Below are 15,331 nucleotides of genomic sequence, written 5' to 3'. Positions count from 1 at the left end.
GCGGGACCGTCCGACCCGACTACCGGGCCACCCGTTCTGACTACCGGTCAGCCGAAGGTGGCCTTGCCCGGACCCTCCTCGACGAAGCTGCGCATGCCCCGCTCGCGGTCCTCGGTGGCGAACAGACCGGAGAACCAGTTCCGCTCGATCGTGAGCCCGGTGTCGATGTCCGTCTCCAGCCCGGCGTCGATCGACTCCTTGGCCGCGCGCAGCGCCAGCGCGGGCCCCTTGGCCAGCTTGGCGGCCCAGGTGTGCGCCTGCTCATAGACCTCGGCGGCCGGGACCACCCGGTCGACCAGACCCAGCGTCAGGGCCTCCTCGGCCTTGACCATACGGCCGGTGAAGATGAGGTCCTTGGCCCGGGAGGGGCCGATCAGCCGGGCCAGCCGCTGGGTGCCGCCCGCGCCCGGGATCAGGCCGAGGAGGATCTCCGGCTGGCCGAGCTTGGCGTTGTCCGCGGCGATCCGGAAGTCGGCGCAGAGCGCCAGCTCGCAGCCGCCGCCGAGCGCGTAGCCGGTGACGGCGGCGACGACCGGCTTGGGGATGCGGGCGACGGCGGTGAAGGCGTCCTGGAGGCCCTTGGACCTCAGGACCATCGCCGTGTGGTCCATCGCCTGCATCTCCTTGATGTCCGCGCCCGCCGCGAACACCTTCTCGCCGCCGTAGAGGATCACCGACCGCACGTCCTCGCGCCGGGTCGCCTCCTCGGCCAGCTCCCGCAGCCGGTCCTGGATGGCCACGTCCAGGGCGTTCATGGGCGGCCGGTCCAGGAGGATCGTGCCGACTCCGTCGCGTACTTCGAGGGTCACAGTCATGGAGGCAGGTTAACCATTGCTAACGCCGGCGGGCCCGGTGCTGTTGGTCACAGCGCGGGCCCGGTGCCGTTGGTCACAGCACCGGGCCCGCCGGGTCGATCGGGAAGCGGAGGGAAGTCCTACTTCTTCCACTCCTCCCAGTCCATGTTCCAGCCGTTGAGGCCGTTGTCGGGCTGGATGGTCTTGTCGTGGGAGTTCTTCACGATGACCACGTCGCCGATCAGCGACTTGTCGTAGAACCAGGCCGCGGGCGTCTGGTTGTCGTAGCCGCCGCGCACATCCCGCAGCCCGACGCAGCCGTGGCTGGTGTTGCTGTTGCCGAAGATGGAGGACGCGCCCCAGTAGTTGCCGTGCAGGAAGGTGCCCGACGTGGACAGCCGCATGGCGTGCGGCACGTCCTTGATGTCGTACTCGCCGCCGAAGCCGACGGTGTCGCCGTTCATCCGGGTCACCTTGAGCTTCTCGCTGATGACCATCTGACCGTTGTACGTGGTCGTCGCCGGGGCGCCCGCGGAGATCGGGATGTCCTTGATCTGCTTGCCGTCGCGGACCACCTTCATCCGCTTCGCGCTCGCGTCGACGGTGGAGACCTGACTGCGGCCGATGGTGAACGACACCTTCTTGGCCTGCTTGCCGTAGACGCCCGGGCGGCCCTCGACGCCGTCGAGGTTGAGGTCGACGGTCACCTTGGTGCCCGCCGCCCAGTACTTCTCCGGGCGGAAGTCGAGACGGTCGTTGCCGAACCAGTGGCCCTCGATCTCGACGGCCGGCTCGGCCGTCACCTTGATCGCCCGCTCCACCGCGTCGGGGTCGGTGATGCCCCGGGTGAAGTTGATGGAGACCGGCATGCCGACCCCGACGGTCGAGCCGTCCTCCGGCGTGTAGTGGCCGATGAAGGTGTTCGCCGGGACGAGCGTGGTGAAGGTGGTGTCCTTCGCCGACTCACGTCCCTCCGCGTCCTTCGCCACCGCGTGCACCGCGTACTTCGTGGCGGCGGCGAGGTGCCGTTCCGGCGTCCAGCTCGCGCCGTCGGCCGCGATCTCGCCCTCGATCTCGTTGCCCTTGGGGTCCGAGACCTTCACCGTGGTCAGCTTGCCCTGCGTGGCGCCGATCTTCAGCGCGCCGCTGGTCGCCACGGACTCCGCGCCGTCCTCGGGTGCGATGGTCACCACCGCCTGCGAGGCGGTCGTGTCCTCCTTCTTCGCGCTGCCCGCCGGCCCCTTCTTGTCCCCCGCGCCGGTGTCACCGCCGCCGCACGCCGTCACCAGCAACAGCAGCGCTCCCAGAACCAGGGCCAGAAGCCCCGGCCCGCCGCGCCGCTTCCCGCTCGCCCCGGCCGATGCCCCCGATATCGGCTGCCCGTTCACTGTGGTCGTCTCCCCTCGCAGGGCCCGGCTCCCGCCATGGCCCGCACCCCCGCGCGCCGAACATGCGCGCCGCCGCAAGATAATCACATCGCGAGCGGGGTGAACTCCCTCCGGAATGTCACCGTTCCGTACCAGTGGCCCGGGGAGCTGCGCAGGTGGCGCGGGGTGCCGGGGCGGAGCGGCGGGGTGCGGGCGACCGTGACGGGGGCCGGGGTCTCAGCGCAAGGCGGAGCGCGGCGGTGCCCGGGGCTCAGCGCAGGGCGGAGCCGGCCTTCCACTTCTTCCAGCCGAGGTTCCAGCCGCTGAGCCCGTTGTCCGGGGCGACCTTCTTGTCCTTCGAGTTGACCACCTCGACCACGTCGCCGATCAGGGTCCGGTCGAAGAACCAGCCGCCGGGCGTGGAGCCGCTGCCGCCCTTGGCGTCGCGCAGCCCGACGCAGCCGTGGCTGACGTTCTCCGCACCGAAGACGGAGTCGTCGGCCCAGTAGTTGCCGTGCAGGAAGGTGCCGGACTCGGTGAGCCGGATCGCGTGCGGCACGTCCTTGATGTCGTACTCGCCCCTGCCCTTCTTGTCCGTGAAGCCGACCGTGGCCCCGTTCATCCGGGTCACCTCATGCATCTCGGTGACCACCATCTTCCCGTTGTACGTGGTCGTCTTCGGCGCCCCCGCGGTGATCGGGATCGTGTCCACGAGCTCTCCGTCCCGGCGCACCTCCATGGTCTTCTCCTCGGCGTCGACCCGGGAGACCTGGGAGCGGCCGACCGTGAAGACGACGGTCTTGTCCTGGCTGCCGTAGACCCCCGGGGCTCCCTCGACGTCGCGCAGCCCGATGTCGACGGTGACCTCGGTGCCGGGCTTCCAGTACGCCTTGGGGCGGAAGTCGAGCCGGTCCTTGCCGAACCAGTGGCCGGAGACCTCCACCACCGGATCGGACGTCACCCGGATGGCCTTCTCCACCGCGGCCCGGTCGGCGATCGGGCGGTTGAAGGAGAAGGAGACGATCATGCCGGTGCCGACGGTGGAACGGTTCTCCGGTTTGAAGTACCCGATGAAGCGGTGGTCGGGGACGAGCGTGGTGAACGTGGAGTGCCGGGCGGAGCGGCGGCCCGCCCCGTCCACGGCCACCGCGTCGATGCTGTACTTCGCGGCGAGGGCGAGCCGCCCCGCGGCGGGCTCCGGCTTCCAGGACCTCCCGTCGTCGGCGACGCGCCCGGCCACCGTCTGCTGCTGCACGTCCTCGATCCGTCTGACCTGCACGCTCTCCAGCCGCCCGTCGGGGACCTGCACCGCGATGCGGGTCTCCTCGTCGACGTCCTCGGCGCCGTCCTCGGGGAAGACGCTGATCACGTCGCCGGAGGATCGCCCCTTGCCGTTGAACACGGCCTCCCGGGCCTCGGTGCAGCCGGCCAGAAGGGCCAGCACGGTCAGCAGTCCTGCCCATGTCAGCACGGCGGCCGAGCCGGCCCGTGCGCTCTTCGCTGTGTGGTTCACGCTCCCCCCAACGACAAGGGCCGGTCGGGGGAAACGTGAGTGCGGGCCGTCCGGTGGGCAGAACAGAGGGGAGGACTACCCGAAGAGGCCGTGGCCGGGACGCCGCGCGCCACTCGTAGGTGCCCGTCCCACGAGCCGCGGGAGGCGACACGGTGTCCAGCGCAGCCGAGCAGGAGGCAGTACGGGATCCGGCAGCGGTGGCCGGCACCGGGGCGGGGATGGCGGAGGCCCACCGCGCCGACGCCGCCCGGGACGGCGCACCGCCCCCCGCCGTCTGGCCCGGGGCCCCGATGCCGCTGGGCGCCCGCTTCCGGGTCGGCCCGGACGGGGTGGCGGGGACCAATTTCGCGCTGTGGGCGGGCGGGGCGGAGGCGGTCGAGCTGTGCCTCTTCGACGAGCGGGGCGCGGAGACCCGCTGTCCGCTGACCGAGCTGACCCATGAGATCTGGCACGGCTTCGTCCCCGGGGTGCGGCCGGGTCAGCGTTACGGCTACCGGGTGCACGGCCGCTGGGACCCGTGGACGGGCGCCCGCTGGAACGCGGCGAAGCTGCTCCTGGACCCGTACGCCCGTGCGGTCGACGGCACCTTCGCCCTGCCGCCCGAGGTCTATGGGCACGTACGGGACTGGCCGGACCAGCATGTGGCCGACACCGTGCGGGACGACCGGGACTCGGCACCCTTCGTGCCCAAGGGCGTGGTCGTCCGCGACGACGACGACTGGGTGGAGGACCGCCGCCCCAAGACCCCGTGGGCGGACTCCGTCATCTACGAGCTGCATGTGCGCGGCTTCACCAAGCTGCACCCGGACATCCCGCCCGAGCTGCGCGGCACGTACGCGGGGCTCGCGCACCCGGCCGCGGTCGAGCACCTGACGCGGCTCGGGGTGAGCGCCGTCGAACTGCTCCCGGTCCACCAGTTCGCCCACGAGGACCATCTGCTGCGGCGCGGGCTGCGCAACCACTGGGGCTACAACTCCATCGGCTACTTCGCCCCGCACGCCGGCTACTCCGCCTCCGGGACGGCGGGCCAGCAGGTCGGCGAGTTCAAGCGGATGGTGCACGCGCTGCACGAGGCCGGGATCGAGGTGATCCTCGACGTCGTCTACAACCACACGGCGGAGGCGGGCGAGCTGGGCCCGATGCTGTCGCTGCGCGGCATCGACAACCGGGGCTACTACCGGCTGCGGGACGACCCGCGCCGCTACGCCGACTACACCGGCTGCGGCAACACCCTGCACGTGGTGCAGCCGCAGGTGCTGCGGCTCATCACCGACTCGCTGCGCTACTGGGTCACCGAGATGGGCGTCGACGGCTTCCGCTTCGACCTGGCGGCGGCGCTGGCCCGCTCGATGCACGACGTCGACATGCTCTCGCCGTTCCTCGCGGTGATCGCCCAGGACCCGGTGCTGCGGCGGGTCAAGCTCATCGCCGAGCCGTGGGACGTCGGCAACGGCGGCTATCAGGTGGGGGCCTTCCCTCCCCTGTGGACCGAGTGGAACGACCGCTACCGCGACGCGGTGCGCGACTTCTGGCGCGGCGCGCTCCCCGACGTACGGGATCTCGGCTACCGGCTGACCGGCTCCAGCGATCTGTACGCCTGGGGCGGCCGCCGCCCGTACGCCTCGGTCAACTTCGTCACCGCGCACGACGGCTTCACCCTGCGCGACCTGGTCAGTTACGAGCAGAAGCACAACGAGGCCAACGGGGAGGGCAACCGGGACGGGACGAACGACAACCGGGCGTGGAACTGCGGGGCGGAGGGGGAAAGCGACGATCCGGGGATCAACGCGCTGCGCCGCCGTCAGCTCCGTAACCTGCTGACCACCCTGCTGCTCTCCACCGGGGTGCCGATGCTGGTGGCGGGCGACGAGATGGGCCGGACGCAGGGCGGCAACAACAACGCCTACTGCCAGGACAACGAGACCGGCTGGCTGGACTGGTCGCTCCTGGAGGAGCCCGCGTGGCGGGAGCTGACCGAGCTGACGGCCCGGGTGCTGACGCTGCGCCGGACCCATCCGGTGCTGCGGCGCCGCGCGTTCTTCTCCGGCCGGGCGCAGGCCCCGGACGGACTGCGGGACCTGGCGTGGTTCGCCCGGGACGGCCGGGAGATGACGGAGGGCGACTGGTACGCGCCGGCGGCCACGCTCGGGCTGTACCTCTCGGGCCGGGACATCCCGGGGCGGGACGCGCGGGGCGAACCGGTCACCGACGACAGCTTCCTGGCGGTCCTGCACGCGGGCGCGGAGCCGGCGGTCTTCGCCCTGCCTGGAGCGCCGTGGGCGGCCCGCTACGAACTGGTTCTGGACACCTCGCGGGAGGAACAGGCCGAGGCTCCCGGCACGGTCCTGGACGGCGGTACGGAGATGGCGGTGCCGGCCCGTTCGGTGCTGCTGCTGCGGGTGACGGCGTAGGAGGGAGGGGCCCGGATCAGCCGAGGATGCCCCGGTCATAGCCGACGGCGACGGCCGCGGCCCGGTCCTTGGCGCCCAGCTTGGCGAAGACATGGGTGAGGTGGGTCTTCACGGTCGCCTCGCTGATGAACAGTTCGGTGGCGATCTCCCGGTTGGTGGTGCCCCGCGCCACCAGGAGCAGTACCTCGCGCTCGCGGGCCGACAGGGCGGCCCCGGCGGGATCGGTGGCGGGGGTGCGGACCCGGGTCATCAGCCGGGAGGCGACCGCGGGCGACAGCACGCTGCGCCCGTCGGCGGCGGCCCGGACGGCCGCGAACAGCTCCTCGCGCGGGGCGTCCTTGAGGAGGTAGCCGGTCGCGCCCGCCTCGATCGCGGGCAGGGTGTCGGAGTCGGTGTCGTACGTGGTCAGCACCAGGACCTTCGAGCGGGCGCCGCGCCGGGTCAGCTCCGCGATGGCCGCCACTCCCCCGCCGCCCGGCATCCGCAGGTCCATCAGGACGACGTCGGGGTCGAGTGCCTCGACGACCGCGAGGGCGTCCACGCCGTTCGCCGCCTCGCCGAGGACCTCGAATCCGGGTGCGGCGGCGAACATGCCCCGCAGCCCGTCCCGGACGACCGGGTGGTCGTCGACGACGACGAGGCTGATGGTGCGGGCGGCGGTCTCGGTCATGACGGCACCGTACGGCGAGCCGGAGGTGTCTGGCCAGGGGCCGCCGCGGTGCTGTTCACGGGGTGCCTGACCAGGGGGACCCTGGCCGACACCGCCGTGCCGCCGCCCGGTTCCGACTCCACCTCGACCGCGCCCGCGATGCGCTCGGCGCGGGCCCGCATCCCGCCGAGGCCGAAGCCGCCGGTGCGGTCGGCCGGGGTGGCGGTGGCGGTGGCGAGGTCGAAGCCGCGCCCGTCGTCCCGTACGTCCAGGGTCAGTTCGTCGTCCATGAAGGACAGCGTCACCCCGACCCGGGAGGCCCCGGAGTGCCGCCCGGCGTTGGCGAGGGCCTCACCCGCGATGCGCAGCAGGGTGGCGGCGATCTCGTCGTGGACCGGCTCCACGGTGCCGGTGACGGTGAAGTCGGCCCGTACGCGGTGCTGTTCGGACCAGTCGGCGACGGTCTTCTTCAGCGCTCCGGCCAGCTCGTCGTGCTCCAGGGCGACGGGGGCGAGGTTGTGCACGGAGCGGCGGGCCTCGCCGAGGCTGTGGCGGGCGAGCGCGGCGGCCCGCTCCAGGTGGACGCGGGCGGTCTCCGGATCGCGGTCCGTCAGGGAGGTGACGACCTGGAGCTGGGCGATGATCCCGGTGAGTCCCTGGGCGAGGGTGTCGTGGATCTCGGCGGCGAGCCGACGCCGCTCGTCGTCGACCCCCGCCTCGCGGGCCTGGACGAGGAGTTGGGCGTGCAGGGCGGCGTTCTCCGCCATCGCCTCCTCCAGCCGGAGGTTGGTGCGCTCCAGCTCGGCGATGGTCTCGACCTGGACGCGGGCCTTCTCCTCCTCCCTCATCCCGAGGTGCCAGAAGAAGAGGGCGAGGGAGGTGTTGACGAGGTACAGCGCACAGAAGGCGACCCAGTTCATCAGGGATGCGGGCGGCAGGCCGCCGCTCTGCGAACCGGCCAGGGTGACGGCGGTGGTGAGCAGCCCGATCCGGACGGCGCGCCTGGGCAGCAGGGGTTCGACGTCGAAGTAGCTGAGCGCCGCGTAGATCGCGAAGAACGGGTTGAGCCAGGACAGGGCGAAGGCGAGGAGGGTCCTCATGGCGTAGTAGGCCACCCCGGCCGGGGCGCCCGGAGCGGTACGCTGGCGGGTCCGGCCCCACCAGCCCTGGAGCCCGTACGCCGCCACGACGAGGACCCCGGCCGCGTACATCTCGGTGCGGGTCATGATCAGGTCGGCGGCGACGGCCCCGACGATGACGGACAGGGTGAGGACGGCGTAGGGCCCGTACCGGTAGAACTGCTCCCAGCGCTCCTCGACCGTGCGGGGCCCCGTCAGACCGGACGGGTACGGGGAGCAGGGCGGCTGCGTCATGCGGGCAGTCTCCGTCACTGCCACCGGAAGAGTCGAGCGGCCGCGATGCCCAGTGCCGCAGTCCACAGGGCGAGGACCAGGAGGTGGATCCAGCCCGGCCAGCTCCCGGACGCGGCCTGCTCCAGCGCCTGGGAGGCGGCCCCCAGCGGGGTGATCTCCACGATGCGGCGCAGGGCATCGGGCATCGTCTGGACGGGCAGCCACACCCCGGCGCTGAACATCATCACGAGGTAGGCGCCCGTGCCGAACGCGGTGGCCGCCTTCGTCGTACGGGACAGGGCGCAGATCATGGAGCCCAGGGTCAGCGCGGCGGCGACGGCGAGCAGCAGCGCCAGCAGGTAGCCGGGGAGCTGTTCGGGCAGTGCGACCCCGTAGGCGATCCGGCCGACGACGGTGACGAGGAGCGCGGAGGCGAGGCAGGCCGCGCCGTGCAGCAGGATCTGGGCACAGAGCAGGGCGGAGGGCCGCACCGGGGTGGCGGACATCCGGCGCAGGATTCCGCGCTCGCGGTAGGCGGTGAGGACCGGCGGCATCGCCTGGACCGCCGCCGTGATCATGGCGAGCAGGATCGAGATGGGGACGTACAGGTCGATGACGCGCCGTCCGCCGAGATCGTCCTGCGCCTCCTGGAAGGCGGGGACGAAGCCGAGGATCACCAGAAGAACGGAGGGGAAGGCGAAGATCCAGAACAGGTTGCCCGGTTCGCGGAGGAAGAGCCGGGTCTCGGCGATCAGGACGGCGGCCGCGGGACCGCGTCGCCGGGCGACGCGGGACCCGGGGGCGGTGGCCGGTGCGGTGGTGGTCTCGGTCGGCATGTCAGACGTCCTGTCCGGTGAGGTCGAGGAAGGCTTCGTCGAGGCTGGTCTCGGTGATCCGCAGCCGCCGGGCGGTGACGCCGAGTTCGGCGAGCAGGGCGACGAACGGGGTGACCGTCTCGTCGGTGCCGTGCAGCGCGAGCGCCCCCTCGCGGTCGGGCGGGGTCACGGTCGCGACGCCGGGAAGCGCGGTGAGCCGGGTGAGGTCGGGGCCGGTGAGTGCCCGGGAGGGCACGAAGGAGACGACGGTGGAGCCCGTGGCCCGCCGGATCAGCCCCGCCGGGGTGTCCAGGGCGACGACCTTGCCCCGGTCGATGACGGCGATCCGGTCGCAGAGGCGCTGGGCCTCCTCCATGAAGTGGGTGACGAGCAGGACGGTCACCCCGCCGTCGCGGATCTCCTCGATGAGCTTCCAGGTGTCGCGGCGGGCTCGCGGGTCGAGGCCGGTGGTCAGCTCGTCGAGTACGACGACCTTCGGGTTGCCGATCAGGGCGAGGGCGATGAACAGGCGCTGCTTCTGGCCGCCGGAGAGCTTGGCGAAGCGGGTGGTGAGCTTCTCGTCGAGGCCGAGCCGGGCGGCGAGCGGACGCCAGTCGACCGGGGTCGGGTAGAACGCGCTGTACAGCTCCAGCGCCTCCCGTACGGTCAGTTTGGCCTGGAGCTCGCTCTCCTGGAGCTGGGCGCCGAGCAGCCGCGTCACCCGGTCGTGGTCGGCGACGGGGTCGAGCCCGGCGACCCTGATGGTGCCCGCGTCGGGGATGCGCAGACCCTCCACGCATTCGACGGTGGTGGTCTTGCCCGCCCCGTTGGGGCCGAGGATGCCGAAGATCTCCCCCTCGTCGACGGAGAAGGAGACGTCGTCGACCACGGCACGGCCGGCGTAGGTCTTGCGTACCCCGTTGACTTCGATGATTGCCATGTCCCCCAGGGTTCCGGCGGGCGGGCGCGGGCGGTATCCGCCGTCACGCTCGACGGCGCATCAGCCGATCGGTTGACCCGGGGTACGACCGGTTGACCCGGGGTACGACCGCCGCCGTCGGCAGAGGTTCCGGCCCGGCGGAAATTGGCAGGACCGATGTCAGTGGTGAAACGTAAGGTCGCCCCTGATGCCCAAAAAGCCTGCAGAGCGCACGGACCGGTCCGCCGTGCGCTCCCTCCTGCGCCTGTGGCCCTATGTCCGACCCGTGCGGGTGCGCCTGTTCACGGCCGCCTTCGTGGCGATCCTGGCGTCCTGCCTGGGGCTGGTGATCCCGCTGGTCCTGAAGTGGATGGTGGACGGTCCCGTCGCCGAACGCGATCCGGGCGGGGTGTGGCTGGGAGCGCTGTACCTGCTGCTGCTGGGTATCGCGGAGGCGCTGCTGTTCGGGCTCCGGCGGTGGCTGGTGGCGCGCCCGCTGGCCGGGGTCGAGGCGTCGATGCGGGCGGATCTGTTCCGCCATCTGCAACGGCTGCCGATCGCGTTCCACGACCGCTGGGCCTCGGGTCAGCTGCTGTCGCGCGGGACGACGGACCTGATGCTGCTCCGGATGTTCCTGGCGTTCCCGCTGACCTTCCTGGTCGTCAACACGGCCACGATCCTGGTCGGGTTCGTCATCCTGTTCGCCCAGGACTGGGCGCTCGGTCTGGTGCTGCTGGCGCCCGCGGTGCCACTGGTGATCCTGTGCTCGCTGTTCGAGACGAAGTTCTCGGTGGTCGCGCGCCGGGCCCAGGACCAGGTCGGCGATCTCACCACGGTCGTCGAGGAGAGCGTGCTGGGCATCCGGATCGTCAAGGGCTTCGGCCGGCACCGCAGCCAGGCGCAGGCCTTCCGGGCGCTCTCGCACCGGCTGCGCACCACGGAGCTGGGCAAGGCCCGGCTGCTCGCCGGGGTGTGGGCGCTGATCACCGCCCTCCCGGAGCTGGCGATCGGCGCGGCGCTGGTGCTGGGCACGATCCAGGTGGCGGACGGGACGCTGTCGGCGGGCACGCTGGTGGCGTTCCTGTCCACGGCGCTCGCCCTGCGCTGGCCGGTGGAGTCGATCGGCTTCCTGCTGGCGATGAGCCAGGAGTCGGCGACCGCGACCGACCGGTATTTCGAGGTGCTGGACGTGGCGGAGGAGCCCGGGGCCGTCGCCGTACGGGAGGGCGCGCCGGCCACCGCCCCGGGGATGGTGTTCGAGGGCGTCGAGTTCCACTACCCGGACGCGGATCCGGGCTCGCCGCCGGTCCTCGCCGGGATCGATCTGCACGTCCGGCCCGGTGAGACGCTGGCGCTGGTCGGGGGCACGGGGTCGGGCAAGACGACGCTGACCGCCCTGGTGCCCCGGCTGCACGAGGTGACCGGCGGGCGGATCACGCTGGACGGCGAGGACATCGCCACGATGGAGCGTTCGCGGCTGCGGGAGCTGGTCTCGGTGGCGTTCGAGGAGCCGACGCTGTTCTCCGCGACGGTCGGCGAGAACGTGACGATGGGCGCGGCCGAAGCGGACGAGAAGCAGGTGCGCCGGGCGCTGTCGGTCGCCCAGGCCGACTTCGTGCACGAGCTGCCCCAGGGGCTGGACACCGAGGTCGGCGAGCAGGGCCTGAGCCTGTCCGGCGGCCAGCGGCAACGCCTCGCGCTGGCCCGCGCGGTGGTCGGGGCGCCGCGCTTCCTGGTGCTGGACGACCCGCTCTCCGCGCTGGACGTGCACACGGAGACGCTGGTGGAGGCGGCGCTGCGGCAGGTCCTGGAGCGGACGACCGCGGTGGTCGTGGCGCACCGGCCCTCCACCGTGATGCTGGCCGACCGGGTGGCGCTGCTGTCCGGGGGCCGGATCGCTGCGGTCGGTACGCATCAGGAGCTGTTGCGCGACAACGCGGAGTACGCCTGGCTGATGTCGGGCGCGGGCAGCGAGCCCACCGCACGGCCTCCCGCCGGCCCGGTGGACACGTCCACAGCGCCGGTGGACACGTCGGCCGCACCGGCCGACACGTCCGCAGCACCCGTGAACACGTCGGCCACATCGGCCGACACGTCCGCAGCACCCGTGAACACGTCGACCGCACCGGCCGACACGTCCGCAGCACCCGTGAACACGTCAACCGCACCGGCCGACACGTCCGCAGCACCGGAGGACGAGCCTGCCGCGCCGCACCCCGCCACCGCGGTGAGCGCCCCCGTACAGCAGGTCCCCGCCGAGGAGGGCAGTGCCCGATGACCACGACCACCGACAACGCCTCGCTCCCGGCCGCCGACGACGACGGGCCGCCGAAGAGCCGGGTCGCGCCCGCGCCCGGCCGCGTGGACGACCCGTTCGACCGGGACGACCTGCCCGCGCCGCCCGGGGCGACCAGGGCGCTGCTGTTCTCGCTGCTGGCCCCGATGCGGGGCCGGGTCGCGGTCTCGGCCCTGCTCCTGCTCGTCCAGCAGGTCGCGATGCAGGCGGGCCCGCTGCTGGTGGCGTACGCCATCGACAGGGGGGTTCCGGCGTTCCGGGACCATGACTACGGGCCGCTGATCGCGGTCGCGATCGCCTACACGCTCTGTTCCACCGCCGCGGGCGTCCTCCAGTACACCTTCGTCCGGGCCGCCGCACGGATCAACCAGGACGTGCTGCTCGATCTGCGCGGCCGGATCTTCCGGCACGCGCAGGCGCTCAGCGTCGACTTCCACGAGCGCTACACCTCGGGCCGGCTGATCTCGCGCTCCACGACGGATGTGGAGTCGCTGCGGGAGCTGCTGAGCGAGGGACTCCAGGAACTGATCGGCGTGGTCCTGTCGTTCGTGTCGATCGCGTTGGTACTGCTCTGGCTGGACCTGGGGATCGGCGCGATCGCCACGCTCTCCTTCGTACCGCTGTATCTGATGGTGCGCCTGTACCGGCGGCGGGCGTCCGTCGCGTTCGCGGCGCGGTCGACGGCGATCGCCGCGGTGATCGTGAAGTTCGCCGAGACGATGAACGGCATCCGTCCGGTCCAGGCGTTCCGCCGCGAGCGGAGCAACGACACCGTGTTCACGGCGCTGAACACCCACCACGAGCGGGCGAACGGCGACGCGATACTGGAGATGGCCCGCTATGTCATCGGTTCGCGGCTGATCGCGAACACGGCGGTGGCCGGCATGGTTCTGTGGGGCGCCTACCGGGTCGCGGACGGAACGCTGGCGCTCGGGGTGCTGGCGGCGGCGGTGCTGTACATGCGCCGGCTGTACGACCCGATCGACCGGCTGGGCATGTTCCTCAACTCCTACGAGTCGGCGGCCGCTTCGCTGGCGAAGATCGCCGGGTTGCTGGCCCAGACGCCGAACGTCCCGGAGACCGACCGGCCGAAGGAACTGCCGCCGCGCCAGGGCGGGCTCCCCGGCCGGGAGATCACGTTCGAGGGGGTGCGGTTCGCCTACCGTACGGGCGGCGAGGTGCTGCCCACGTTCGACCTGCGCATCCCGGCGGGCCGGACGGTGGCGGTCGTCGGGTCGACGGGCGCGGGCAAGTCGACGCTGGCCAAGCTGCTGGCCCGGTTCTACGACCCGACCGAGGGCCGGGTCCTGCTGGACGGCACCGACCTGCGCGACCTGGACACCGCCGAGCTGCGCCGGGGCGTGGTGATGGTGACGCAGGAGGCGTTCCTGTTCTCCGGGACGGTCGCGGAGAACATCGCGATCGGCCGCCCGGACGCCACCCGCGAGGAGATCGAGCACGCCGCGAGGGCGATCGGGGCGCACGACTTCATCGCCGCTCTGCCGGACGGCTACGACACGGACGTGCGCAAGCGGGGCGGGCGCATCTCGGCGGGCCAGCGGCAGTTGGTGGCGTTCGCCCGGGCCCTGCTGGCGAACCCGGCGGTGCTGATCCTGGACGAGGCGACCAGCTCTCTGGACGTCCCCGGCGAGCGGGCCGTGCAGCGGGCCATGGACACGGTGCTGCACGGCCGCACGGCGGTGGTGATCGCTCACCGGCTCTCCACGGTGGAGATCGCGGACCGGGTGCTGGTGATGGAGCACGGCCGGATCGTGGAGGACGGCGCACCCGCCGAACTGATCGGCGGGACGGGGCGGTTCGCGGGGTTGCACCGGACGTGGAAGGACAGCCTGGCCTGAGCCGAGGATGCTCCCTCGCCTCGCTACCGAAAGGCGCTACTGCCGAAAGGCGTTGACGGCACGTGGCGCTGTGGGGGGTGCTGTTGTCTGTGACCCCCTCCACGGCGTCCCGAATCGCGCCAGGTAGTGCCACACCTTCTTGACCGCCTGGGGGTCATAGAGGCCGGCGCGTGCCGAGTTTCCGATGATCCGGGGATCGAGCATGCCGTCGACCGCGATCCGCGTGCCCAGGTCGACGTATTCCTGGCCGCGGTAGTCGGGGTGACGTCGGAGTTCTTCCACCCCGAGTCGGAAGCCGGGGTGCCACTCCACCGGGCAGCCGAGACGCAGAGCCGCGCCCTCGACCGCCGTGCCTCGGTAGCAGGGGTCCAGCACCAGCGCCTCCACATCACATCGCAGGTGGACCGACGCGTGCACCTGCGCCTCGATGTAGTCGTCGAGCTCGTCCTGACGGTCGGCGCAGGCGAGGGAGCATCCTCGGCTCAGGCCAGGCTGTCCTTCCACGTCCGGTGCAACCCCGCGGACCGCCCCGTCCCGCCAGCTGTTCCCGTTCAAGATCACTCAGAGACAGGCCCGCCTTCGGTCGCCCCGGCCGGTCTGCGTCCGCCAGGCCCTCAAGCCGTGACTCCGTGAACCGCTTGCGCCACTTGCCGACCGTCATGGCCGACACACCCAAGTCCTCGGCAAGCCGCGCGTACACGACGTCCGGCTCGGCACACCGCAACACAATGCGCGCCCGGACAGCCAACCTTGACGCCCCCTGTGACCAGCGCACCAGTTGGTCACGCTCGTCAGCGGTCAACACGAACTCGGCGGAAGAGCGCCCCGAAAACGACATCCTGAAACCGTAGCAACTTAACGCCAGGATTTCCGGCGCAGGATACTAGTACTCCAGCCGGACTTCGGTGTATGTCCTGGTCAACGGCTTGAGCGTGGGGATTTTAGCGGGGTGGTGCCGGGTGTGGGGCGGGTTCGCCCGGCCTGTCCCGCGAAGGAGTGACCGCGCCGTGTGTGTGTCAGCGGCGGGGACAGCCATCGCATGTGATCGATGATGTACCCGCCTCCGCGTGGGAACAAGAGCTGGAAGAACTCTTCTTGCGGATCGGACACCGCTTCCCCCGCGTCGAGCCCAGACGCCGGATGCGGGACTACGTGCGAGACCTGCTCGGGCCCGTGGGGCGCAAGAACTCCTGGCAACTGGCCGAGTTCGCCGGGCACCCCACCCCTGACGGGCTGCAGCACCTCCTGGGGAAGAGCCGCTGGGATACGCGACGACCTGCAGGGATACGTCGCCGAACACCTCGGCACCGACGAGGGCATCCTGATCATTGATGACACCGGATTCGTCAAGAAGGG

At 71.6% G+C, this 15,331-nt stretch carries 11 protein-coding genes and 2 pseudogenes; 4 read left to right on the top strand and 9 right to left on the bottom strand.

Annotation, left to right across the window (positions count from 1 at the left end; genetic code table 11):
• Nucleotides 1–47 precede the first annotated feature (47 nt).
• The 3 genes from AB0F29_RS12000 to AB0F29_RS11990 all read right to left on the bottom strand — a co-directional run bounded on the left by AB0F29_RS12000 (nucleotide 48) and on the right by AB0F29_RS11990 (nucleotide 3,674).
• The gene (locus AB0F29_RS12000; protein ID WP_361870459.1) at nucleotides 48–815 is read right to left on the bottom strand and encodes an enoyl-CoA hydratase-related protein; all 768 of its coding nucleotides are present in this window, start codon (nucleotides 813–815) and stop codon (nucleotides 48–50) included.
• A 119-nt stretch (nucleotides 816–934) separates the two neighbouring features.
• Nucleotides 935–2,182, bottom strand: a complete 1,248-nt coding sequence (locus AB0F29_RS11995) for an Ig-like domain-containing protein (RefSeq protein ID WP_361870456.1) — start codon at nucleotides 2,180–2,182, stop codon at nucleotides 935–937.
• A 250-nt stretch (nucleotides 2,183–2,432) separates the two neighbouring features.
• Complete coding sequence (locus AB0F29_RS11990; protein ID WP_361870453.1) at nucleotides 2,433–3,674, bottom strand: Ig-like domain-containing protein; 1,242 nt, start codon at nucleotides 3,672–3,674, stop codon at nucleotides 2,433–2,435.
• Between the two features lie 152 nt (nucleotides 3,675–3,826).
• On the opposite strand from AB0F29_RS11990, the gene glgX reads away from it, so the two are divergent.
• Nucleotides 3,827–6,085, top strand: a complete 2,259-nt coding sequence (gene glgX / locus AB0F29_RS11985) for a glycogen debranching protein GlgX (protein WP_361870451.1) — start codon at nucleotides 3,827–3,829, stop codon at nucleotides 6,083–6,085.
• A gap of 16 nt (nucleotides 6,086–6,101) precedes the next feature.
• On the opposite strand, the gene AB0F29_RS11980 is transcribed toward glgX, so the two are convergent.
• Genes AB0F29_RS11980 through AB0F29_RS11965 form a run of 4 tightly spaced genes read right to left on the bottom strand, consistent with a single transcriptional unit; the run spans nucleotide 6,102 to nucleotide 9,841 of the window.
• Nucleotides 6,102–6,755, bottom strand: coding sequence for a response regulator transcription factor (locus AB0F29_RS11980; RefSeq protein ID WP_361870448.1), 654 nt, complete (start codon nucleotides 6,753–6,755; stop codon nucleotides 6,102–6,104).
• Nucleotides 6,752–8,107, bottom strand: coding sequence for a sensor histidine kinase (locus tag AB0F29_RS11975; RefSeq protein WP_361870445.1), 1,356 nt, complete (start codon nucleotides 8,105–8,107; stop codon nucleotides 6,752–6,754). Before AB0F29_RS11975 ends, AB0F29_RS11980 begins: the two co-directional genes overlap by 4 nt.
• Nucleotides 8,108–8,121: 14 nt before the next feature.
• A complete protein-coding gene (locus AB0F29_RS11970; protein WP_361870442.1) occupies nucleotides 8,122–8,922 on the bottom strand; it encodes an ABC transporter permease in 801 nt (266 codons plus the stop codon).
• 1 nt (nucleotide 8,923) lies between these two features.
• Nucleotides 8,924–9,841 (bottom strand): ABC transporter ATP-binding protein, encoded by a 918-nt coding sequence (locus tag AB0F29_RS11965; RefSeq protein ID WP_361870439.1) that lies wholly within the window; start codon nucleotides 9,839–9,841, stop codon nucleotides 8,924–8,926.
• Nucleotides 9,842–10,028: 187 nt separating this feature from the next.
• On the opposite strand from AB0F29_RS11965, the gene AB0F29_RS11960 reads away from it, so the two are divergent.
• Nucleotides 10,029–12,098: an ABC transporter transmembrane domain-containing protein gene (locus AB0F29_RS11960; protein WP_361870436.1), complete on the top strand. Its 2,070-nt coding sequence runs from the start codon at nucleotides 10,029–10,031 to the stop codon at nucleotides 12,096–12,098.
• Nucleotides 12,095–13,975 carry an ABC transporter ATP-binding protein gene (locus AB0F29_RS11955; protein ID WP_361870433.1) on the top strand — a complete coding sequence of 627 codons (1,881 nt, stop codon included), beginning with the start codon at nucleotides 12,095–12,097 and terminating at the stop codon, nucleotides 13,973–13,975. Before AB0F29_RS11960 ends, AB0F29_RS11955 begins: the two co-directional genes overlap by 4 nt.
• A gap of 36 nt (nucleotides 13,976–14,011) precedes the next feature.
• Here the strand turns inward: AB0F29_RS11955 and AB0F29_RS11950 are convergent.
• Together AB0F29_RS11950 and AB0F29_RS11945 are read right to left on the bottom strand one after the other, a co-directional pair.
• Nucleotides 14,012–14,443: pseudogene (locus AB0F29_RS11950) on the bottom strand (DUF3626 domain-containing protein); the annotation flags it as partial.
• Entirely contained in the window at nucleotides 14,364–14,813 is a 450-nt protein-coding gene (locus tag AB0F29_RS11945) for a helix-turn-helix domain-containing protein (protein ID WP_361870430.1), read from the bottom strand. The gene AB0F29_RS11945 and the pseudogene AB0F29_RS11950, both read right to left, overlap by 80 nt.
• A 203-nt stretch (nucleotides 14,814–15,016) precedes the next feature.
• Between AB0F29_RS11945 and AB0F29_RS11940 the strand changes: the two are divergent.
• Nucleotides 15,017–15,331: pseudogene (locus AB0F29_RS11940) on the top strand (transposase); the annotation flags it as partial.

The sequence above is a fragment of the Streptomyces sp. NPDC026589 genome (assembly GCF_040638385.1).
Classification (GTDB): domain Bacteria; phylum Actinomycetota; class Actinomycetes; order Streptomycetales; family Streptomycetaceae; genus Streptomyces.
Note: the sequence above shows the minus strand (reverse complement) of the source record. Positions and strands in the feature narration are given on the sequence as shown.

Excerpts from the sequence above, each read along its gene's own strand:
- AB0F29_RS12000 (WP_361870459.1), bottom strand. The coding sequence starts at position 815 with ATGACTGTGACCCTCGAAGTACGCGACGGAGTCGGCACGATCCTCCTG.
- AB0F29_RS11980 (WP_361870448.1), bottom strand. The coding sequence starts at position 6,755 with ATGACCGAGACCGCCGCCCGCACCATCAGCCTCGTCGTCGTCGACGAC.
- AB0F29_RS11975 (WP_361870445.1), bottom strand. The coding sequence starts at position 8,107 with ATGACGCAGCCGCCCTGCTCCCCGTACCCGTCCGGTCTGACGGGGCCC.
- AB0F29_RS11970 (WP_361870442.1), bottom strand. The coding sequence starts at position 8,922 with ATGCCGACCGAGACCACCACCGCACCGGCCACCGCCCCCGGGTCCCGC.
- AB0F29_RS11965 (WP_361870439.1), bottom strand. The coding sequence starts at position 9,841 with ATGGCAATCATCGAAGTCAACGGGGTACGCAAGACCTACGCCGGCCGT.
- AB0F29_RS11960 (WP_361870436.1), top strand. The coding sequence starts at position 10,029 with ATGCCCAAAAAGCCTGCAGAGCGCACGGACCGGTCCGCCGTGCGCTCC.
- AB0F29_RS11955 (WP_361870433.1), top strand. The coding sequence starts at position 12,095 with ATGACCACGACCACCGACAACGCCTCGCTCCCGGCCGCCGACGACGAC.
- AB0F29_RS11945 (WP_361870430.1), bottom strand. The coding sequence starts at position 14,813 with ATGTCGTTTTCGGGGCGCTCTTCCGCCGAGTTCGTGTTGACCGCTGAC.